Source organism: Acinetobacter puyangensis, assembly GCF_900096995.1.
GTDB lineage: Bacteria > Pseudomonadota > Gammaproteobacteria > Pseudomonadales > Moraxellaceae > Acinetobacter > Acinetobacter puyangensis.
Window position 1 is genome coordinate 84,033 of the sequence record NZ_OANT01000002.1, and the last position, 21,194, is coordinate 105,226.

The 21,194-nt window shown below is 41.2% G+C and carries 18 protein-coding genes and 1 riboswitch; of the genes, 11 read left to right on the forward strand and 7 right to left on the reverse strand.

All coding sequences use genetic code 11. The features are described from left to right. Positions 1-12: 12 nt before the first annotated feature. Complete coding sequence (locus CRO21_RS04815) at positions 13-690, reverse strand: CsgG/HfaB family protein (protein WP_097078213.1); 678 nt, start codon at positions 688-690, stop codon at positions 13-15. A 258-nt stretch (positions 691-948) separates the two neighbouring features. Then, positions 949-1,683 (reverse strand): GntR family transcriptional regulator, encoded by a 735-nt coding sequence (locus CRO21_RS04820; protein ID WP_097078515.1) that lies wholly within the window; start codon positions 1,681-1,683, stop codon positions 949-951. A 385-nt stretch (positions 1,684-2,068) separates the two neighbouring features. Here CRO21_RS04820 and CRO21_RS04825 point away from each other — a divergent pair, with 385 nt between their 5' ends. The 3 genes from CRO21_RS04825 (at position 2,069) to CRO21_RS04835 (ending at position 5,662) form a co-directional block, all read left to right on the forward strand. Then, complete coding sequence (locus CRO21_RS04825; protein WP_228150365.1) at positions 2,069-3,157, forward strand: porin; 1,089 nt, start codon at positions 2,069-2,071, stop codon at positions 3,155-3,157. An 80-nt stretch (positions 3,158-3,237) separates the two neighbouring features. Next, on the forward strand, positions 3,238-4,668 hold the full coding sequence (locus tag CRO21_RS04830; protein WP_097078517.1) for an NCS1 family nucleobase:cation symporter-1: 1,431 nt from the start codon (positions 3,238-3,240) through the stop codon (positions 4,666-4,668). Positions 4,669-4,963: 295 nt separating this feature from the next. Continuing rightward, positions 4,964-5,662 carry an aspartate/glutamate racemase family protein gene (locus CRO21_RS04835; protein WP_097078214.1) on the forward strand — a complete coding sequence of 233 codons (699 nt, stop codon included), beginning with the start codon at positions 4,964-4,966 and terminating at the stop codon, positions 5,660-5,662. A 69-nt stretch (positions 5,663-5,731) separates the two neighbouring features. On the opposite strand, the gene rlmKL is transcribed toward CRO21_RS04835, so the two are convergent. Beyond that, on the reverse strand, positions 5,732-7,936 hold the full coding sequence (rlmKL, locus tag CRO21_RS04840; protein ID WP_097078215.1) for a bifunctional 23S rRNA (guanine(2069)-N(7))-methyltransferase RlmK/23S rRNA (guanine(2445)-N(2))-methyltransferase RlmL: 2,205 nt from the start codon (positions 7,934-7,936) through the stop codon (positions 5,732-5,734). 245 nt (positions 7,937-8,181) lie between these two features. Here rlmKL and CRO21_RS04845 point away from each other — a divergent pair, with 245 nt between their 5' ends. After that, positions 8,182-8,535, forward strand: coding sequence for a hypothetical protein (locus CRO21_RS04845; protein WP_097078216.1), 354 nt, complete (start codon positions 8,182-8,184; stop codon positions 8,533-8,535). A gap of 94 nt (positions 8,536-8,629) precedes the next feature. Here the strand turns inward: CRO21_RS04845 and CRO21_RS04850 are convergent, their stop codons facing one another. Together CRO21_RS04850 and CRO21_RS04855 are read right to left on the reverse strand one after the other, a co-directional pair. Next, positions 8,630-9,628, reverse strand: a complete 999-nt coding sequence (locus CRO21_RS04850; RefSeq protein ID WP_097078217.1) for an LLM class flavin-dependent oxidoreductase — start codon at positions 9,626-9,628, stop codon at positions 8,630-8,632. A gap of 217 nt (positions 9,629-9,845) precedes the next feature. Further along, a complete protein-coding gene (locus tag CRO21_RS04855; RefSeq protein WP_097078218.1) occupies positions 9,846-10,331 on the reverse strand; it encodes a glycine zipper domain-containing protein in 486 nt (161 codons plus the stop codon). Positions 10,332-10,671: 340 nt separating this feature from the next. On the opposite strand from CRO21_RS04855, the gene prfA reads away from it, so the two are divergent. Genes prfA through CRO21_RS04870 form a run of 3 tightly spaced genes read left to right on the forward strand, consistent with a single transcriptional unit; the run spans position 10,672 to position 13,242 of the window. Then, positions 10,672-11,760, forward strand: a complete 1,089-nt coding sequence (gene prfA, locus CRO21_RS04860) for a peptide chain release factor 1 (protein WP_097078219.1) — start codon at positions 10,672-10,674, stop codon at positions 11,758-11,760. A 32-nt stretch (positions 11,761-11,792) separates the two neighbouring features. After that, complete coding sequence (gene prmC / locus CRO21_RS04865; RefSeq protein ID WP_097078220.1) at positions 11,793-12,605, forward strand: peptide chain release factor N(5)-glutamine methyltransferase; 813 nt, start codon at positions 11,793-11,795, stop codon at positions 12,603-12,605. A 43-nt stretch (positions 12,606-12,648) separates the two neighbouring features. Continuing rightward, positions 12,649-13,242: a hypothetical protein gene (locus tag CRO21_RS04870; protein ID WP_097078221.1), complete on the forward strand. Its 594-nt coding sequence runs from the start codon at positions 12,649-12,651 to the stop codon at positions 13,240-13,242. 45 nt (positions 13,243-13,287) lie between these two features. Here CRO21_RS04870 and CRO21_RS04875 read toward each other — a convergent pair whose 3' ends face one another. Further along, positions 13,288-13,770 carry a DUF2846 domain-containing protein gene (locus CRO21_RS04875; RefSeq protein WP_097078222.1) on the reverse strand — a complete coding sequence of 161 codons (483 nt, stop codon included), beginning with the start codon at positions 13,768-13,770 and terminating at the stop codon, positions 13,288-13,290. A 123-nt stretch (positions 13,771-13,893) separates the two neighbouring features. After that, positions 13,894-14,880, reverse strand: coding sequence for a biotin synthase BioB (gene bioB / locus CRO21_RS04880; RefSeq protein ID WP_378234964.1), 987 nt, complete (start codon positions 14,878-14,880; stop codon positions 13,894-13,896). A gap of 312 nt (positions 14,881-15,192) precedes the next feature. Further along, positions 15,193-15,293: riboswitch (guanidine-I (ykkC/yxkD leader) on the forward strand. 61 nt (positions 15,294-15,354) lie between these two features. Between bioB and CRO21_RS04885 the strand changes: the two genes are divergently transcribed. The 4 genes from CRO21_RS04885 (at position 15,355) to CRO21_RS04900 (ending at position 21,109) form a co-directional block, all read left to right on the forward strand. Beyond that, complete coding sequence (locus tag CRO21_RS04885) at positions 15,355-16,095, forward strand: urea amidolyase associated protein UAAP1 (protein ID WP_097078224.1); 741 nt, start codon at positions 15,355-15,357, stop codon at positions 16,093-16,095. Positions 16,096-16,111: 16 nt separating this feature from the next. Continuing rightward, positions 16,112-16,765, forward strand: coding sequence for an urea amidolyase associated protein UAAP2 (locus CRO21_RS04890; RefSeq protein WP_097078225.1), 654 nt, complete (start codon positions 16,112-16,114; stop codon positions 16,763-16,765). Between the two features lie 11 nt (positions 16,766-16,776). Continuing rightward, positions 16,777-20,397, forward strand: coding sequence for an urea carboxylase (gene uca / locus CRO21_RS04895; RefSeq protein WP_097078226.1), 3,621 nt, complete (start codon positions 16,777-16,779; stop codon positions 20,395-20,397). A gap of 79 nt (positions 20,398-20,476) precedes the next feature. After that, positions 20,477-21,109, forward strand: coding sequence for a cysteine hydrolase family protein (locus tag CRO21_RS04900; protein WP_097078227.1), 633 nt, complete (start codon positions 20,477-20,479; stop codon positions 21,107-21,109). Positions 21,110-21,194: the final 85 nt, after the last annotated feature.

Below are 21,194 nucleotides of genomic sequence, written 5' to 3' on the forward strand. Positions count from 1 at the left end.
ATGTTACTCGAGTTATTTATTTGGAGTCCATTGTTGATTTTGTATTCCGGAAACTAAATTATTCACGGCTTCACGAACTGCTAAATCTAAAACTTTGCCATTTAAGGTTGAATCATAGGAAGCAGTAGAACCAAAACCAAGAACTTCTCGCTCACTTAACGCATATTCGCCTGCACCTTGTACTGAATAAACCACTTCAGATGTTTGGACATCTACAATATTTAAATTTACTTTTGCATAGGCAATTTGCTGTTTACCACGACCTAAAATTCCAAAAAGTTGTTGATCACCTACTTCTTTACGGCCAAATTCTGTAACATCTCCAGTAATGACATAGCGCGCACCTTTGATGATTTGATTTGTTTTGCTATAGCCAACTTCCTGTTTAATTTCGGACAAATTATCTCGATTTAGAACCGAAAAATAACCTGTTTGCTGTAAATGTGTCTCTAAAATAGTTTTTGCTTGGCCACCTAAACGATCTGTATTGTCAGAGAAGATACCTCTCATATAACTAGAACGATTGTCAAATTTTCCAATTGAAACCGGTGTTTTAACGCCTGAATAACGAATAGCAGTTGTAGCAGCATTGACTTGAGGGCTTTGAATTGTACGGGCGCTTTCAGTTGTGGTACATGCAGTGATACTAAGTATGGATAATGCAATAATTGGTATGAAAACAAACTTCATTTTTATGACTCTTGTGCTTAAATTAAGGCAGTTATTCTACTTACAATACATTATAAAAAATACGTCTTTTAAAAAGATAATTAATAATTTTCTTGATAATTCAATAATTTATTTGTTTTTATAAAAAGTAAATGCTAATTGGTAAGAGAAACTTAACAGTGGAGTTAATCTTTAAAAAAGAGTTGTAATTAATATAAACTCTTGGCTAGCGTATCTTTACAATGGAAATTTTCAGGCCAAGAGCTATTGATAAAAAGCTTAAGGTTTAATTTTCTTATTCTGAAAAATATCAATTAAATTGACATTGCTGGCTTCCGGGCGGTCATCTAGCAGAATGCTGGCATAGTCTTCCAGATGCTCTTCCATTAAAAAGGTGGCCAGTTCGTCATTGCCATTTTCAATCGCATCGAGGATCGCTTTATGTTCCTCGACAGAACAATTGTTATGTTTGGGAATCTCATACATACCAATCAGTAAAGATGTCCGTGCAATCAGTGTCTGAAGATAATTGGTCACGATGGTATTTTTATTGACTTCACTTAAACGGATGTGAAACTCGCCAGAAAGTTTAATCCATTCTTTCCAGTGCCCGGAACCACGCACTTCCGCTTCCTGATCAACCAGATCTTTAAGCGGATTTAAATCAATGTGTTTGGCCTTGCGCGCCAGTTTCTTGACGGTTTCGATTTCCAGCATACTTCGGGCTTCAAACACTTCCTTGGTTTCTTCCAAACTATGGGTCGCAATTAATGCACCACGATTGGGCTGAATTTCAATGACTTTATCATGGGCCAGTCTCACGAACACTCTGCGCAGTACGCCACGGGTCACACCAAACGCCTTACACAGGGGGGCTTCGACCAGACGGGTGCCCGGCGTAAGCTGACGGTTGAGGATGGCATCAACAATGGCATTATAAATATGTTGATCAATTTCATCATTGCTCATTTCTGTGTCTTGTTGTGGTGCATCAGATGACATTGAGTTCTCCATGGTGACAATTATGCACTGAATGAGGTTAGAAAGATAAACAAATACAGGCAGTGGTTTAAGTGGCAATTCTGGAATATTTTTTTCTTTCCCGCCAGTCATTTTTGCGTAGAATTTAGACATTTACCACACTGGATTGTAACAATCTAGCATTATTAAAATTTCTACATATCAAAAAGTTAAAAGTATTTTTTTTGTATGGGAAAATTCAAATTAATTTTCAGGTTTTTTTTTCAGCTCTTTATTCTAAATATTGAATAGAAATCATCAGCTTTAGGTTGGTCCGTTTTTTGCTTTAAATAAAATTGTGCACAATCTTATTTAAATATAGTAAACAATATATAAATATTTTGAGCACAAATATGAATAACATACTTTGGGGTCTATCATGTTTGCAATGGATAAATTAGTTCTGGCATGTGCATTAACAACTTGTACGGTGGTCAGTCATGCCGATTTAAATGTCACGACAGGTGATGTCAATCTTAAAATGAGTGGGGTGATCGATACCGGGATTGCTTCAGTGACCAATGTCAAAGGTGGAACGCAAACCAAAACAACAGGCGTAGATAGTATTTTGGGCGTATCTAATCTGGGAATAAGTGGGGATTATCAGATTGATGACAATTACAGTGCTTATTTTAAATTGCAGGCAGGTTTTAACCCGTCCAAAGGAGAGCAAAGTAAAGATGGCGAATTGTTTGACCGCAATGCCTATGTCGGATTAAAAACACCTTATGGTTCTGTGAGTCTGGGGAAACAATGGACGTTTAACGATGACTGGTTTGTCGGTAGTGTATTTAAAGGTGGCTATAATTCCGGTGCTATGTTTAAGTTTTCCGAATTTGATGCGGTCAGTGAAATTTATTCCAATTTAATTAAATATACTTCACCTAACTTCAATGGATTGCAGATCGGGGCGATTTATGGCTTGAAAGATGATTCCGATAAAAATACCCATGGCCAAATTTTTACCACTGCTGTGAAATATGATGCGCAACAATGGATGGTTGGCGCTGGTTACGAATATCATGAGGCACAGGATACCGACAATCATTATGAACTGACCACACTGGCTGGTAAATATCAGATGGATCAATGGATTGCCCGCTTAGGCTTGGCTTATGCAGATATTTCCGGTCCGGGAAAATATGCAGCAATTGCCAGTAACCTTGAAAAACAAAAAGCATGGAGCAGTGAAATTGGTGTGGATTATTTGATGACACCAAAATTCACTTTATCCGCAGATATTCTTTATCGCAAGAATACCACTTTTGATACCAATACCACAGTTTACCGGGCCTTAGCGATTTATCAACTTCGTCAACCCATCAGTCTGTTGGCCAATATTGCCTATTTAAACAATGCAGATGGTGCATCTGAAAGTCTGGTGAATACAGATTCCGGACTACAAGGCGGTGGCTATACAGATAAAAGCCAACTTTCAACTGCGCTTGGTATAAGACTCACTTTCTAAGTGTGGCACTAAGCAAAAATGGTGGAATACATCAGTATTTCACTGAATTAAGATCTAAAAAATAGTGAGTTTTCACCATGATGAATGAATCGGAAGCAGTGATTAAACCTTCTTATGATCCAAAGCTGACCAACAGTGATTTGGCACCGTTAAAAAAACAGACTTGGGGATCATATAATATTTTTGCCTTCTGGATGTCGGACGTACACAGTGTCGGTGGTTATGTCACTGCTGGTAGTTTGTTTGCCTTGGGCTTGAATAGCTGGCAGGTTTTGATTTCCTTATTGGTTGGGATTGTGATTGTACAGTTCTTTGCCAATTTAATTGCTAAATCTAGTCAGCAAACCAGTGCACCATTTCCTGTGATTTGTCGTGCTACTTTCGGGGTACAGGGTGCCAATATTCCTGCCGTGATCCGCGGTTTAATTGCGGTTGCTTGGTATGGGATTCAAACTTATCTTGCCTCTAGTGCATTCTTATTGATCATACTCAAATTCTTTCCAGAGTACAGTGCTTATGCCGATGTCAATCAATATAGTTTGTTAGGCTTGTCCTATCTGGGCTGGGTTGGTTTTATGCTGATGTGGGTGCTTCAGGCCATCGTTTTCTGGAAAGGCATGGACGGTATTCGTAAATTTATCGATTGGGCTGGACCTGCTGTGTATGTGGTGATGTTTGCCATGGCAGCATGGTTGATTTATAAAGCAGGCTGGAGCAATATCGATTTTAATCTGGCTGGGGTAAAATACGAAGGTCTTGAAGTTGTACCTGTGATGATTGGTGCAATTGCCTTGATCGTGTCTTATTTTTCTGGCCCTATGCTCAATTTTGGTGACTTTTCCCGTTACGGTAAGTCTTTTGAAGCGGTAAAATTTGGTAATTTCCTCGGTTTACCCATCAATTTCTTGTTTTTCTCAATCCTGACTGTGGTGTGTATTGCTGCAACTTTGCCTATTTATGGACAATTGATTACCGATCCTGTGGAGATGGTGGGCAAGTTGGACAATACCTTTGTGGTTATTTTGGGCAGTTTAACCCTGATGATTGCAACTGTCGGCATTAACATTGTGGCAAATTTTGTTTCTCCTGCATTTGACTTTTCCAATGTTGCACCAAGTAAAATTAGCTGGCGTACAGGTGGTATGATTGCTGCGGTCGGTTCAATTTTTATCACACCGTGGAATTTATTTAACAATCCGCAAGTGATCCACTACACCATTGATATCTTAGGTGCTTTGATTGGCCCATTGTTTGGTATTTTACTGGCAGATTTTTATGTGGTGAAAAAGCAAAAAATTGTGGTGGATGATTTATATAGCATGAATCCTCAAGGTAGCTACTGGTATGAAAATGGTTATAACAAAAAAGCCATTTATACCTTGATTCCTGCTGCTTTAGTCCCGATTATGGGCGTATTGATTCCACAATTGTCTGCAATGGCAAACTTTTCCTGGTTTATTGGTATGGGACTCGGGTTTGTGATCTATATTGCATTGATGAAGAAAAAATAATGCTCAATTGAGTTGATCGGGAGGCCCGTTGCAAACCTCAGGTTTTGTGGCGGGCTAAAGTGTTAGCCATAGGTACATTGCATTGGGCAAAAAGTATGTGTGCAGTCCGGCATAAGGTGAAAACAGGCAATCATTACCAGCGTTTACCGAGAAATGGACGCCCATTTTAACGGTTACAGAACAAAAGTATTAGGTTGAACCTGTTGCTGGATATTCCAGTCCAGTTCAAAGGACAACCTGAGAGAAAAATGTTTTATTTATTTTAGGCTATAAATCATTGCTAGAAAGGTTAGATATGCGTATACAAGTCATTAATCCGAATACGTCTTTAGAAATGACCGTTTCAATCGGGGAAAGTGCCGACAAAGTTGCGGCAGCGGGTACCGAAATTATTGCGGTTTCTCCTGAACAGGGTGTGCCTTCTATCGAAGGTCATTATGATGAGGCCATTTCTGCTATTGGCGTATTAAATCTGGTGCAACAAGGCCGAGAGCAGGGTGTAGATGGTCATGTGATTGCCTGTTTTGGTGATCCGGCCTTACATGCAGCGCGGGAAGTGGCCGATGCACCTGTGATCGGGATTGCAGAAGCAGCTTTTCATATGGCAACGCTGGTTGCAACCAAATTTTCGATTGTGACCACACTCAGCCGCACTAAAATTATTGCTGAACATCTATTGCACCAATATGGTTTTGTCCATAAATGTGCGCAGATTCGCTGTATTGATTTGCCAGTTCTGGATCTGGAACATAATGAACAGGAAACCTATCAAAAGTTGCTGGAAAATTGTCTGGCAGCGAAACAGCAAGATGGGATCGGCGCAATTGTGCTCGGGTGTGGTGGCATGGCAAAACTTGCCGAACGTGTGGCCGCCGAAATTGACATTCCAGTGATTGATGGCGTGACTGCTGCGGTAAAACTTATTGAAGCCTTGCATGGTCTGGGCATTAAAACCAGTAAATGGGGCGATTATAATTATCCCGAACAAAAATAATCAGTGACTTTAAAATAAAAACGGGGCGCTGCAATGACAACGCCCCGTTTTTATATCAAAAAATCCTCATTAAATCGGATAATGTCGAATTCGCCAAGCACGGTGAATTTTTTGATTACGTTTATAATCCGGTCCAATCGTCCAGTGGGTGATTTCTTCCACCTGATACATGCCTTCAATTTCTGCATCGAATTCAAAGCCACGGTAATTATTGGAAAAATACAGGGTGCCTTCGGTGGTCAAACGATTCATGGCACGTTTAAGCAAGGACAAATGATCACGCTGGACATCAAAGGTACCGTAGAATTTCTTGGAGTTCGAGAAAGTAGGTGGATCAATAAAAATCAGATCATATTGCTCATGACCCTCTTTGAGCCATTCAAAACAGTCACTTTCAAAAAACTGGTGTTGTTCATCTGGGTGATCAACAGTAAGACCATTTAATACAAAGTTTTCTTTTGACCAGTTCAGATAGGTGTTGGACAAGTCTACACTGGTGGTACTGGCAGCACCGCCCAAAGCGGCATGTACGCTTGCAGTGGAGGTATAACTATACAGATTTAAAAAGTGCTTGCCGCGGGCTTCTTTGGCAATCTGTAAACGAATCTGACGGTGATCAAGGAATAAACCCGTATCCAGATAATCGGTTAAGTTGACCAGAAGTTTGGCTTGACCTTCACGAACAATAAAGCGTTTTGATGCGCTACTTTGTTTTTCGTACTGGGTTTTACCGGCTTGACGGGCGCGTGTTTTGATAAAGATATTTTCACGGCTTAAGCCTGTGACAGCACGCAAAGTCGCCAGTGCCAGATTAAAGCGTTTTTTAGCTTTTTCCGGATCAATCGTTTTAGGTGGCGCATATTCCTGCACATGTAATTTATCGCCATATAAATCTACCGCAATATTAAAATCGGGTAGATCGGCATCATACAAACGCAAGCAATAAATATTGTCTTTGGTTGCCCATTTTTTATAACTGGACATATTTTTTTGCAAGCGATTGGCAAAGTCCTGCGCACCTTCGATTTCGACAGCTTGCGGTTGCCATGTGGCTAAAAATGGCTGGCTGGCAGCAAGCGGTTTAATTTCACCAAAACGAATATAAATCGGTAATTTACCATTCATTAAACGTAAGGTTTCAGTATGTTGGAGTGCCAGAACATCCGCCTGTTCAATCTGTGCTGCGATGATGGCAGCGGACTGATTCGGGAATGTTTCCTGTAATAATAAGGACAAGCCCTGATACAGCGCACGATTGGATGCTTTTTCACCTAAACGTTCACCATATGGTGGATTGGTTACAATAAAAGCTTTTTGCTGTTCCTGAAGCTGAAAATCAGGCCAATCTCCCAATACCCGTTCTTCAATCCGGATATCCTCAATAATACGTTCAAAACCTGCGGCAATGATATTTTGACGAGTGGCTTTTACAGCTTCCCAATCGGCATCAAAGGCATAAAATTGAGGTAAAGGTTGTTCCAGCGCAGCTTGATGACGCTCGGCAGCTTCTTTTTTGATACTTTGCCACAAGTCATGGTCATGGCCATGCCAGCCATTAAAGCCAAAACGACGGACCATACCCGGTGCACGATCAGTCAGAATCATCAATGCTTCGATAATAAATGTGCCCGAACCGCACATAGGATCAAGAATTAAATCGGGTTGTTTCTGTTTTAGCTGGGCTTTTTGTAAAATCGCTGCGGCCAGATTTTCCTTAATCGGTGCATCGGTCATATAACGACGATAGCCGCGTTTATGCAAACTGTCGCCGGATAAATCCAGACAGAAGGTATGGGCATCTTTGCCTGCCAATACATACAAGGTAATTTCAGGTTGTTTAATGTCGATGCTTGGACGTCGGCCCTGACTTTCCATAAAGCTATCTACTACGCCATCTTTGACCCGCAATGTAGCAAATTGTGGATTGACTCTGATTTCACGTTCGGTATGCAGGCGAATGGCAAAGGTACTTTGTGGTGCAAAAATCAATGACCAGTCAAAATTTACAGCAGCTTCAAACAATTCTTCCGCAACATCACGGGCATCATGCTGATGCTCAATCTCGTGCTGAAAAATAGGCACAAGTACCCGTGAGGCAAGACGTGACCACATACAGATGCGATAAGCTGTTTCCAGTGTACCCTGAATGATTAAACGACCCATTTTACGTTCGGTAATGATTGCACCAAGCTGTTCTATTTCTTCTTGTAACAAGTTTTCCAGACCATCAGCACAAGTAATCCAATAGGTGTTTAAACGCAAAGAGCTATTCATAAAATTAATAAACCAAAATTATTAGGTGCGAAATATGGCAAAGTTTAACGTATTTTCAGTCGAAACACTCTGTTTAATTTTTTATTCCTGTTTATTTTGTGATGATTATCACAAGTTTTGGATAAATAAGCAGATAGTTTAAAAACTTGGCATTTTTTTTGCTCTTTTACTGATCGATGATTGCCGCATCAAAATTTGTAATCAAATGGTGCGTATGAAGTTCAGCTGCTAAGGAAGATTTGCTTATGAATAATTCGGTACACCCTGATTTAAGCGCTAACCGGGATATATTTGCGATTGCCACACAAATGTATGTACGTCTAAGACGTGTATCAGGTCGGGTGATGGATGTCAGTTATCTGGTAGAAAATCACAATTATGCACAATATATCGTTGAGCTTGCACTGGAAACGCAGGATGCGGAATTAGAGCGTTATGCACTGCGTTTAAAAAATCTCATTCAACCTGAGCATGAACAATCTGTGCCGTTGGATTCTATCTCGACCGACATTCAAGCCGAATCAAATGAAGATCAGATCAGTGAAGAAGAGGTATATAAGGCACAAGTGTCACATCATTATATTGGCGCTTTGCGATAGTGATTAAAATGAAAAATGATTTCATCAGAATCTTCATCTTTAACATTTAAAATCGAAGATTCTGAGCAATTTGATAAAATGGGGTTTATCAGGCTTAATCCTGTAGCTGTTTAAGTAATTCAAAACTACGTAAACGTGCCTGCGGATCATAAACATCGCAGGTGAAAATTAATTCATCTGCTTGTGTGACATTTAAAAATTCTATCAATTGCTGTTTTACGGTATGTGGCGATCCAAATTTGGCTACACCTAGAAAATTATGCACAGTATTTTTTTCTGCTTCGTTCCATAATCCCTGCATGGATTCAATTGGTGGTTTTAATTTAATGGATTGTCCACGAATTAATCCCAAAATACGCTGATAAATCGTGGTTGCCAGATATTCCGCTTCTTTGTCACTGTCCGCAACCAAACTCGGCACACCTAAAATGACATAGGGTTTTTCCAGATTGTCGGAAGCCTGAAAGTTTTCCCGATATAATTGAATCGCCTGCATCATCATACGAGGGGCAAAATGTGAAGCAAAAGCATACGGTAAACCCAAACGCGCAGCCAGTTGTGCACTAAATAAACTTGAACCTAATAAATATACCGGTACATGTGTACCTTCTCCGGGCGTGGCAACAATTTGTTGTTTTGGTTTGGCATCATCGAAGTAATTTAAAATTTCCAGCACATCATGCGGAAATTGATCTTCGGTTTCCTGACGACCTCGTCTCAAGGCACGCATGGTGGTTGGATCGGTACCGGGTGCACGACCAAGACCTAAATCAATACGGTTGGGATATAAGGTTGCCAAGGTACCAAATTGTTCGGCGACAACGAGCGGGGCATGATTGGGCAGCATAATACCGCCAGAACCTAAACGTAAGGTCTTGGTATTGGCGGCCAGATAACCTAGGAGAACACTGGTGGCGGAACTGGCAATGCCGGACATATTATGATGCTCGGCGACCCAGAAACGATGATAACCCCATTTTTCGGCATGTTGTGCTAGATCGAGCGACTGATGTAAAGCTTGTTGTGCGGTACCATGATCATGGATTGGGGCAAGTTCTAAAATTGAAAATTTACACTGCTGTATTGTGGTCACTGCCAATGTCCGTAAACTTGAAATTTAAGAAAATTATAACGTTTTTGTTTTGCCTGTTTTAAATAGATTTGTAAGGTAAAAATTTAGCCATAGGCGTAGAGTGAGCATCAATGATTTGGGATCATGCATCAACATGAAAAAGCCTTGCAAGGGCAGAGCTGCAAGGCGAATAACGAACTGTTAGGGTCGGCTGTGAGACAGTAACCCAAAGGTTTTCCTAGCGGTATTTTTTATCATATTTCTTATGATAGCCTTTTTTCCAGTCATTATGGCGCGGTGAATATTTTGCCTGCTTGTAGTTGTTGCGATAGTTGCTACGTTTATCAGCTTCACGGTCATCGCCAATTTTATTGCCTAAAGCACCACCACCTGCCGCACCTAAAGCCCCGCCGATCAGTTGACCAGTAGAGCCATTGATACTCTTACCAACAGCACCACCAGCGACAGTACCTAAGCCAGCACCAATTGCGGATTCGGTTCGGGTAGATTTTTTACTTGCAGCAGCAGCACCGCCTGCACCACCAATTGCTGAGCCAATGGTTGCCCCATTGGAGCCGCCTACTGATTGACCAATAACATTACCCACTACACTGCCTAATGCGCCTGCTGCTGCAACTCGTGTGCTACTATCAGCATAACTACTGGTGGCAACCAGAACGCTACTTGACAGTAACGCTGTATAAATCCATTTTGTCGTTTGCATAAGATGACTCCAGTTTTAGATGTATCAAAATTTTTCAATGGTTGCACTTTAGCAAAGCCCTTGTTGATAAAAATGAAGAGTTTTTTATCGAATACCTGCTTTGCGTAGTTTTGTGTTGCAGAAAATTTGCTAATTGTAATGACAAAGTGATGGTTATTTTATTTTCTTTGGAAACTGTGATGTGGTTTTAGTTGTGGGGTAAGAAAGATTAATTCAATACCGTGTTGAATCAAGGTAGGATTTATCGCCGAGAATAGGTAAACTATGTGGCATTTTATAAATTACCGTTTTCATGTGATGTTGTGCTTGCATGAAGCAAATGGATTGAGAAAGTCAGTATATGAAAGAGTCACTACGTTTACGTTTGGATCAATTGTCTGATCGTTATGAGGAATTAACAGCACTTTTGGCCGATGTCGAAGTGATTTCCGATAATAACAAATTCCGTAAACTCTCCCGTGAACATAGTGATTTGCAGGAAATTACCGCAGTCTGGCAGCAATACACTCAGGCCGAACATGATATTGCCACCGCAGAAGAAATGCTTGCCGATCCTGATTTTAAGGAAATGGCACAAGAGGAAATCAAAAGTAATAAAGCGCTCTTAGAAGAACTGGAAGGGCGTTTGAACATTTTGATGATTCCAAAAGACCCCAATGATGCCAATGCTGCATTTCTTGAAATTCGTGCCGGAACTGGTGGTGATGAAGCCGCGATTTTCTCCGGTGATTTATTTCGCATGTATAGTAAATATGCCGAATCACAAGGTTGGCGTATTGAAATCCTGTCCGAAAATGAAGGCGAACATGGCGGTTATAAGGAAGTCATTTGCCGGGTTGATGGTGATGGTGTCTATGGTCGCCTGAAATTTGAAAGTGGCGCACATCGGGTACAACGTGTACCTGCAACCGAATCACAAGGGCGGGTGCATACTTCTGCTTGTACGGTAGCGATTTTACCGGAAGTTGATATTGATACTAGTGTGGAAATTAACTCTGCCGATTTGCGTATCGATACTTACCGTGCTTCGGGTGCCGGTGGTCAGCACATTAACAAAACCGATTCTGCGGTACGGATTACCCATATTCCAACCGGTACTGTAGTGGAATGTCAGGACGAACGTTCACAGCATAAAAATAAAGCCAAAGCCATGGCGTTACTGGCTTCTCGTCTGGAAAATGCCAAACGTCAGGCACAGGCTGATGCAACTTCTGAAATGCGTCGTGATCTGGTCGGTTCTGGTGATCGCTCCGAACGTATCCGAACCTATAACTATCCGCAAGGTCGCATGACCGACCACCGTATCAACTTAACCCTGTACAAACTCGATGCCGTTATGGAAGGTGATTTAACAGAATTGCTGGATAGTTTGCATCGTGAATATCAGGCCGATCAATTGGCGATGCTGGCACAGGAAAATGGCGGTTAATTGAATTAAATCTCTTTTTCTGGACATTATTTTTGAAAATTGCACAAGCCTTAAGCTTAAGAGGACAAGCAGATAGCTATGAACGTCAAGAGGCGACATGGCTATTGGAGCATATTTTAAAATTATCGGCACTGGAACTTAAGTTGCATCTGATGCAAGCCTTAACTGCCGAGCAGGAGCAAGACTATCTGGATGGTTTGATGCGTCTGGCCAAAGGTGAACCTCTGGCTTATATCACCGGAACACAACCTTTCTGGACACTGGATTTAAAGGTCACGCCTGATACGCTGGTGCCTCGTCCGGATACCGAAATTCTGATTGAAACTGTATTGAATCTGGATTTACCTTATCAGGCCAATGTGGTTGATTTGGGCACAGGAACTGGGGCAATCGCACTAGCTCTGGCTTCAGAACGGCCACACTGGCACATCACCGCCACAGATATTTACGCTGCCACACTGGACGTTGCCAAAGAAAATGCCATACAGCATGGTTTGGATCGGGTACAGTTTGCTTTGGGGGCATGGTATCAGGCCTTAACTACACAAAAATTTGATTTAATCGTGTCTAATCCACCGTATATTGATCCACAGGACCCGCATGTGCAGAACCTGCAACATGAACCTCAACGGGCTTTGGTGGCAGATCAACACGGTCTGGCAGATCTGGAACATATTATTACCACTGCGCGCTATTGGCTAAAACCCAATGGTTGGGTGGTACTGGAACATGGTTTTGATCAGGCACAAGCGGTACAAACACGATTTAAACAAAATCACTATAAAAATATCACGTCAATTCAGGACTATGGTGGCAATGATCGGGTGACCCTGGCACAGTTTTGATCTATGCTTATGGACAGTAAATATAACAACATGAGAGAGAACAATGTCTGAACCAGTAAAATTACGTGATGCGCTGATTAATGTTTTTCCAAAATTAACACCCAAAGATTTTCCCGAAGTGCTCAATACAGAATCTTTAACCACATGGTTTAATGTTTGGTTGGAAGAATTCCCTGAATCTGAAAAATATGTGGCCAGCGGTCATATCAAGGACTGGCTATGGGAAATTGAAGATGATATTGGACAGCTGGACATTGCAAATAAATATGATCTTGATCTATCTACGGTTGTGCAGAGAATTTCCGATTATCTAAGTGGTCCGGGTGATGAAGATCAACAGGAACTCGAAACCGATCATGATGATGAAGATGATCTGGACGGTGAAACCGAAATTGATCCGGAAACCTATCGGGCGATTTGTTTGGAAAATGTGCTCGACGAGTTGCTTAAAAAAGGCATCAATGTCATTACGGTAGAACTGGATCAACAGATTATTTTAATCTTAAGTGATGCCAAAGCCGAACAGCTTGATGTTTTAACGTCTTTGATCAGTGATGTCTATCCGGACGGTGAGGTCAATTTCTATCAGGCGGAGCTGTATCCATCACACTATGATTTTGAAAATATTCTGGAATAAATAGTAAAGAGGTAGATGATCTACCTCTTTTTACATTTGAATGAATTATGATGCTTTAGTCGGGAAGGGTTTACTACATTTTCCGGATTCGGCTAAAGAAAGTTTTTGGATAGCTGCTTGGCCTTCTTGTTCATCAACCAATTTTAAATTTGCACCACCAACAAATACCCCAGGTTTTATGTACTGTTGAATAAAGTAATTTTTCCCTTGCTCAGTGGTTACATTGAGCAAATTAGGAGAAAATTCGGATTCAGTGGCTAAAACATGTGTTTTATTACCTTCTACTTCCTTATAAAAAAATACGCCTCGAGCAGTTTCACCTATACATTCTTTATCTAGCCAGATATCTTTTTTAAGTGAAGCGCCTATGACAGAGCTGGAACGATAAATATACAGCCCAGCTTTGCCTTCAGTAGGTGCTTGAATTTGTTTGAGTTGAGTTGCTACTTCAGTGGAAGTGGTGGGTACTGATGCGCAGCCAATCAGCAATGAAGTAACTGCAAGTAATAACAAATTTTGTTTAATCATATACAACCCTTGAAATTTTCTTTATGTAATAAAAAACCAACCACTTAATAAGTGATTGGTTGAGTAATTATAGGATATTTGGAGTGAAAAGAAACCGTATTTGAAAATAATAATTGTTATTATTTAACCAGCCATCGCATCAACTGCTGTTTCTCGTACACTGACTTTAGGTTTTTCTGCTTCAAGCCCAAGTTTGGCAAATAATGCCTGATCTTTACCTTGTCCAGCATTTGGCGTGGTCAGCAATTTTTCACCAGAGAAGATGGAGTTTGCACCTGCCATAAATGCTAATGCCTGATCCGAATCACTTAAAGACTCACGTCCGGCAGACAAACGGATATAACTGGTCGGCATTAAAATACGCGCCGTGGCAATGGTACGAATCCATTCAATCACATCAAGTTTTTCTACATCCGCCAAAGGTGTTCCTTCGATTGGTACCAGCATATTAATTGGTACCGATTCCGGATGTACTGGCAGTGTGGCAAGTTCATACAGTAGGCCGATACGATCCTGCTCTGATTCACCTAAGCCGACAATCCCGCCACTACACACTTTTAAACCAGCATTACGCACATGATCCAGGGTATCCAGTCGGTCATCAAAAGTTCGGGTACTGATGATATTGGAATAATATTCACGTGAGGTATCCAGATTATGGTTGTAATAATCCAATCCGGCATCTTTAAGGCGTTCTGCCTGTGAGGCATTGAGCATACCCAAGGTCATACAGGTTTCCATGCCCAGTGCCTTGACTTCACGTACCATTTCCAGCACATAAGGCATATCGCGTTCATGCGGATTACGCCATGCAGCGCCCATACAAAAACGCGAAGAACCAGATTCTTTTGCTTCAATTGCTTCACGCAGGACTTTTTCTACAGCAATACGTTTTTCTGCTTCGAGTTTTGAATCATAACGTGCCGACTGTGAGCAATATTTACAATCTTCCGGGCATTTACCGGTTTTGATTGAGAGCAAGGTACTGACCTGAATGGTATTTTTTTTGAAATTCTGGCGATGCAGGCGCTGGGCTTCAAACAACAAATCCATAAATGGTTGTTGATATAAGGCTTCAATTTCTTGTCTTGTCCAGTCATTACGTTGCATGAGTTTCATTCCAATCTTCGCCAATAAACTACGCCATAACTATATAATGGATTGAGTCAGTTGTTATAGACCAATTCTTCCATTCTTCTATAATTTTAGTTAAGGCAATTACTTTTCTATTTCTGTTATATCAAAAACCATACCAACTCTAAATTGCTTGTTTAGGTTCAAAATCCAAGGAATCACTACTGATTTGCTGAGTTTTAGTGCAGTTTTCAGCAACGATAATTTTTCTTGCACCAATTCAGTATTACTTTTTATAAAAATCGTAATACTGAATTGGCATAAGCTTTGCTTCTATTTTATCAATAGCAAAAAGTGATCTAGGGTTCCGATGTTGCAATGATCAACATGACTGGACCGAGAGATGACGGTTCGTAAGAACTACACGGAGGGATAAAAGCCCGGGAGGTCAGGAGATGAATTTAGTTATTCATTTCTAAAACTGAATCGATTTATCCGCAAGGAGTTGTTATGAACACATCAACATATCATGAGCAAAAGGCACTCTGGCAAGAATTATTACCCGGTGGCCATCACTGGTCTGGACGGATACCACGCGGCACAGTTTTACAATTTGAGGCATTGGGTCCCAATGCCAATGTGTCTTTGTATTGTGTCAATGCACAAGAAAAGCTGGAACGCTTTAATATGCCAGACAGTTTAAAGGCACAGCATACGGCATTTTTAACAACAGGAAATGTATTGTATTCCGACTTTGGTCATGTGATGGCATCAATTGTTCGCGATGATCATGGCTGGAATGATGCGATCTGTGGTCCGAGTACGGCGGAACAGATTCAGGATCATTTTGGCGTACAGACTTTTCAGGATGCGCGCAATGCCATGTATCAAAATAGTCTAGACAGTTTGCTGGTAGAAATGACCAAATTTTCTCTGGGCGTAGAGGATTTGACGGCGACAGTGAATTTATTTTCCAAAGTCAGTCCCGATGACTCAGGGGCACTTTCTTATATTGACTCGGATAACTCCGGACAGATTATTGAATTACGTTTTGAAATGGATTGTCTGGTATTTTTGTCTGCTGCACCGCATGCACTGGATGCGGCAACAAACTATCAACCAGCCGATGTACAACTGCGCTTATTTAAAACCTTGCCATTATTGGAACAGGATATTTGCCGAGATTCATGTCATCAGAATCAGAATGGTTTTGCCAATAATCAGCGTTATTTTGCATTAGACAATCATTAATATCAGGAGAATAACAATGACAAATTTAGCATCACAACATTTTGACCATGCATTATTAAGTGAAGTCTGTCCTGCGGGCGAAGGATGGATGTGCGAAGTCAAAAAAGGGCAATATTTTCGTATCGTGGATCTGGAAGGCAATCAGGCAGTGGATACGCTGTTTATCAGTGCAGCTAATCCACAGGAACGGTATAGTGCAACCGATACCATTGCCAAAAATCAGTACATTTATCTGGAAAAAGGTACGACGTTGTATAGCAATCTAGGACATGCCATAGCGACTATTGTTGATGACAATTGTGGGCGACATGACACGCTGGGCGGTGCCTGTTCCTGCGAGAGTAATACCGTACGTTATTCTCATGATAAATATCCAATGCACAGTTGCCGCAATAATTTTATGCATGCATTGGCCACTCATCCGGTTGCAAAAAAACATGGTTTAAATGTTCGCCATATTGGACCCAATATTAACTTTTTTATGAATGTACCTGTTACTTCTGATGGTCATCTCAAGTTTGATGACGGGATTTCTGCACCGGGTAAATATGTGGAAATTCAGGCCGACATGGACTTGATCGTGTTGATCTCCAATTGTCCGCAACTGAATAACCCCTGTAATGCCTATAACCCGACACGGATTCAGCTCATCGTGCGTGATGCAGAATAAGGGGCAAATACATGTTTAATAAAGTTTTGATTGCCAATCGTGGTGCAATTGCCTGCCGGATTATTCGTACTTTAAAACGTCTTGGGATTCAGTCAGTTGCGGTTTATTCCGAAGCAGATCGGGATTCACTACATGTCAGTCTTGCCGATGAAGCTTTTTGTATCGGGGCAGCACCAGCCAGCCAGAGTTATCTGAATGTTGAAAAAATTCTAGAAATTGCCTTGCAAAGTGGGGCAAATGCGATTCACCCCGGTTATGGTTTTTTATCGGAAAATGCTGCATTTTGTGATTTGTGCGAACAACGTGGCATTGCTTTTATTGGACCTACCTTACAGCAAATGCGGGATTTTGGTTTAAAACATACTGCAAGGGAATTGGCGATTGAAAATCAGATGCCATTATTACCGGGGAGTAATTTACTGGCGGATGAAGCGGAAGCATTAACCGAAGCTGCCCGAATTGGCTATCCTGTAATGCTAAAAAGTACCGCAGGCGGTGGCGGGATCGGCATGCGTCTGGTCTGGAATGAAGCCGAATTAAAAGAAGCCTATGCTACCGTGTCCTATCTGGCGCAAGCCAACTTTAAGGATGCAGGACTTTATCTGGAAAAATTTGTCCAGCATGCCCGTCATATCGAAGTACAGATTTTTGGTGATGGTCAAGGCAAAGTGCTGGCACTCGGTGAACGAGACTGCTCGGTACAACGCCGCAATCAGAAAGTAATTGAAGAAACGCCAGCACCGCATTTATCTCAAACACAGCGTGATTATCTGCAACGGGTGGCGATTCAACTGATGCAATCGGTGAATTATCGTTCGGCCGGGACGGTTGAATTTGTGATGGATACCGAAGCCCAACATGAAGATCAGCAATTTTATTTTTTGGAAGTCAATACCCGTTTGCAGGTTGAACATGGTGTGACCGAACAGGTGTTTGGCATAGATCTGGTGGAGTGGATGGTGACGCTTGCCAGTGGTGATCTCGTTTTACCAGAAACAGTGAATGCACCACAGGGTCATTCGATTCAGGTACGTTTATATGCCGAAGACCCGATTAAAAATTTTCAGCCTAGTGCGGGTTTGCTGACCGAAGTGAAGTTTGATTCGCATGCCCGTATTGAAACATGGGTGGAAACGGGTTCACATGTATCTTCTTTTTATGATCCAATGATTGCCAAAATTATTGTGACTGCTGCCGACCGTGAGCAAGCGATTCAGGCGATGTCTAATACCTTGGCAAACACTAGCATCGCAGGTATTGAAACCAATCTTGAATATTTACAGGAAATTGTCGCTGGTGAGGTATTTAACAGTGGCACACAAACCACACGGTTTTTAAATAACTTTGTTTGGAAAACCCAAAAAATTGAAGTTTTGCAGGCAGGGATTCAAACTGCGGTGCAGGATGTCACCGGACGTTTGGGTTATTGGGATGTGGGTGTGCCACCATCGGGTGCAATGGATCCTTTAAGTTTAAACATCGCCAATCAATTATTGGGTAATCCGTTTAATACTGCTGGACTGGAATGTACCTTACAGGGACCTACACTCAAATTCCATTGTGATAGCCAGATTGTACTGACAGGCGGTGAAATGCAAGCTGTGCTTGATGGTGAAAAACTTGCCATGTATAGCACCATTGCTGTGCAAAAAGGACAAGTGCTGAAATGTGGGAAAGTAACTACAGGTTGCCGCAGTTACATCGGAATTAAAGGTGGCTTAAACCTTCCCGAATATTTGGGGAGTCAGGCAACATTTACATTAGGACAATTTGGCGGGCATGCCGGACGTAATTTATTAATCGGGGATATGTTACCCATTACGGAAACGCCTACAACGCAACAACAGCACAATAGCTTGTATGTACAACAGATACCGCAATTTGATCATCACTGGGAAATTGCAGTGATGTATGGGCCGCATGGTGCCCCAGATTTCTTTACCCCAGAGGATATTGAGACTTTCTTTGCGCATGAATTTGAAATCCATTATAACTCCAGCCGTACCGGAATTCGCTTAATTGGTCCAAAACCACAATGGGCAAGAACTGATGGCGGAGAAGCTGGTTTACACCCATCAAATATTCACGATAACGCCTACGCCATTGGTGCCATTGATTTTACTGGCGATATGCCAATTATTCTGGGACCCGATGGCCCAAGTCTAGGCGGATTTGTCTGTCCTGCGGTAGTGGTGCATTCCGAATTATGGAAACTCGGACAACTAAAAGCCGGTGATAAGGTGAAGTTTATCCCAATCAGCTATGCACAGGCACAAACATTAAACTTTGCTTACCGTGATCTGATACAAAGCAAAGATGTCGCTGATATAGCCCAATTACCGAAGATTGAGATTGAAACAGATACCTTAAAAGATGCAGTATTGGCAACGCTAGCAGGACAAGATGATGCGCCTCGCGTGGTATATCGTCCGGCAGGCAATCATTATCTATTGGTTGAGTATGGTGAGCTGGTACTCGATCTGAATCTTAGATTTAGAATCCATGCCTTAATACAATGGGTTAAAGATCAAGATATTCAAGGTATTATTGATCTCACCCCGGGTATTCGTTCACTACAAATTCATTTTGATTCGACAGTTTTGGATCAGCAACAATTGCTGACTTTGTTGCAACAGGCAGAAATGGAATTACCTGATGTTAAAAATATGCAGGTGCCGTCACGAACAGTCTATTTACCGCTGGCTTGGGAAGATTCACAAACCCAACTTGCCACTGAAAAATACACGCAACTGGTACGTGCAGATGCACCGTGGTGTCCGGATAATGTTGAATTTATCCGTCGGATTAATGGATTAGCATCGAAACAGGCGGTTAAGGATATTGTGTATAACACCAATTATCTGGTGATGGGACTCGGTGATGTTTATCTAGGCGCACCCGTTGCAACGCCGCTTGATCCACGACATCGTTTGGTGACCACCAAATATAATCCTGCACGGACTTGGACGCCTGAAAATGCAGTCGGTATCGGTGGTGCCTATATGTGTGTTTATGGCATGGAAGGACCGGGCGGTTATCAGTTTGTTGGACGTACCACGCAAATGTGGAGCCGCTACCGTAAAAATGCCAATTTTGAAGCCAATAAACCATGGTTATTGCGTTTCTTTGATCAGATCAAATTTTACGAAGTGAGTGAAGAAGAATTACTGATCATGCGTGAGGATTTCAAGGCTGGACGCTTAACCATTCGCATTGAAGAAGGTGTACTCAACCTAAAACAATACAATGATTTCCTGAATGAGTATGAGGACAGTATTCATGCCTTTAAACAGGTGCAACAGCAAAATTTTGAAGCGGAACGCCGTCGCTGGCATGAAGCAGGATTGGCAGAATATGTGTCTGATTCAGCTGATGAAATCGACGATGACAGTGCAGTGATTATTCCGGAAAACGGACTGGCAGTGGAATCGCATATGCCGGGTTCAATCTGGAAAGTTGAATGTGCCGTCGGTGATATTGTCGAGGAAGGGCAGATATTGGCAGTGATTGAAGCCATGAAAATTGAAATTCCAATCGTCGCACCGGAAAAAATGAAAGTACATGAAGTGTTGGCAGAAAAAGGCCATATCGTCAAAACAGGGCAGGTGTTGTTTACTTTAGCACCAAATTAATAATGTAATGAAAAAGAATGAACAGGATTAACATTAGATCTTGTTTATTCTTTTTCATATTCTTGGAAAAATTGAGTATATGAGCATTTCTCCTTTAAACACTGCCTTGCTTATTATTGATATGCAGCGAGATTTCTGCCAGAAGGGTGGATATGCTGATTCAATTGGGTTGGATATAAATTTATTAAGAAAACCAATATTCAACATAAATAAGTTATTAAAATGGGCACGTAATTTAAATATGCTGGTTATACATACCCGAGAAGGACATCGAGTAGATTTAACAGACTTACCCATAATAAAAAGGGAAAGAACACTTTTAGCCAATGCGGAAATTGGTCATCAGGGTCCACTAGGTAAGTTAATGATACGTGGTGAATATGGTCATGATTTTATCGATGAATTACAACCGATATCAGGTGAACCTATTATAGATAAACCAGGATATTCCGCTTTTGTATATACTGATTTGGAGTTGATATTAAGAAATAAAGAGATTAAAAATTTAATTATTACAGGTGTTACAACAGAGGTTTGTGTATCAAGTACTTTTCGTCATGCGACAGATTTGGGTTTTTATTGTATTACCGTTGCAGATGCTTGTGCTTCTGCAAATATTAGTTTACATCAAGCTGCATTGGAAATGATTAAAGTCGAAAATGGTATTTTCGGTATTTTAAAATCTACAAATGAACTCATATCATTAATTTAATAAAATAATTTTCTTATTTTATTAAACTCTAGGCATAAATATTGCTTATTATATTAGTATTACTTTTTTTAAATAAAGTAATACT

Coding starts and splice junctions, on each gene's coding strand:
- CRO21_RS04815 (WP_097078213.1), bottom strand. CDS start 690: ATGAAGTTTGTTTTCATACCAATTATTGCATTATCCATACTTAGTATC.
- CRO21_RS04835 (WP_097078214.1), top strand. CDS start 4,964: ATGCGTATACAAGTCATTAATCCGAATACGTCTTTAGAAATGACCGTT.
- CRO21_RS04875 (WP_097078222.1), bottom strand. CDS start 13,770: ATGATTAAACAAAATTTGTTATTACTTGCAGTTACTTCATTGCTGATT.
- CRO21_RS04890 (WP_097078225.1), top strand. CDS start 16,112: ATGACAAATTTAGCATCACAACATTTTGACCATGCATTATTAAGTGAA.
- CRO21_RS04885 (WP_097078224.1), top strand. CDS start 15,355: ATGAACACATCAACATATCATGAGCAAAAGGCACTCTGGCAAGAATTA.
- CRO21_RS04855 (WP_097078218.1), bottom strand. CDS start 10,331: ATGCAAACGACAAAATGGATTTATACAGCGTTACTGTCAAGTAGCGTT.
- CRO21_RS04830 (WP_097078517.1), top strand. CDS start 3,238: ATGAATGAATCGGAAGCAGTGATTAAACCTTCTTATGATCCAAAGCTG.
- prfA (WP_097078219.1), top strand. CDS start 10,672: ATGAAAGAGTCACTACGTTTACGTTTGGATCAATTGTCTGATCGTTAT.
- uca (WP_097078226.1), top strand. CDS start 16,777: ATGTTTAATAAAGTTTTGATTGCCAATCGTGGTGCAATTGCCTGCCGG.
- bioB (WP_378234964.1), bottom strand. CDS start 14,880: ATGCAACGTAATGACTGGACAAGACAAGAAATTGAAGCCTTATATCAA.
- CRO21_RS04845 (WP_097078216.1), top strand. CDS start 8,182: ATGAATAATTCGGTACACCCTGATTTAAGCGCTAACCGGGATATATTT.
- CRO21_RS04825 (WP_228150365.1), top strand. CDS start 2,069: ATGTTTGCAATGGATAAATTAGTTCTGGCATGTGCATTAACAACTTGT.
- rlmKL (WP_097078215.1), bottom strand. CDS start 7,936: ATGAATAGCTCTTTGCGTTTAAACACCTATTGGATTACTTGTGCTGAT.
- CRO21_RS04900 (WP_097078227.1), top strand. CDS start 20,477: ATGAGCATTTCTCCTTTAAACACTGCCTTGCTTATTATTGATATGCAG.
- CRO21_RS04870 (WP_097078221.1), top strand. CDS start 12,649: ATGTCTGAACCAGTAAAATTACGTGATGCGCTGATTAATGTTTTTCCA.
- CRO21_RS04820 (WP_097078515.1), bottom strand. CDS start 1,683: ATGGAGAACTCAATGTCATCTGATGCACCACAACAAGACACAGAAATG.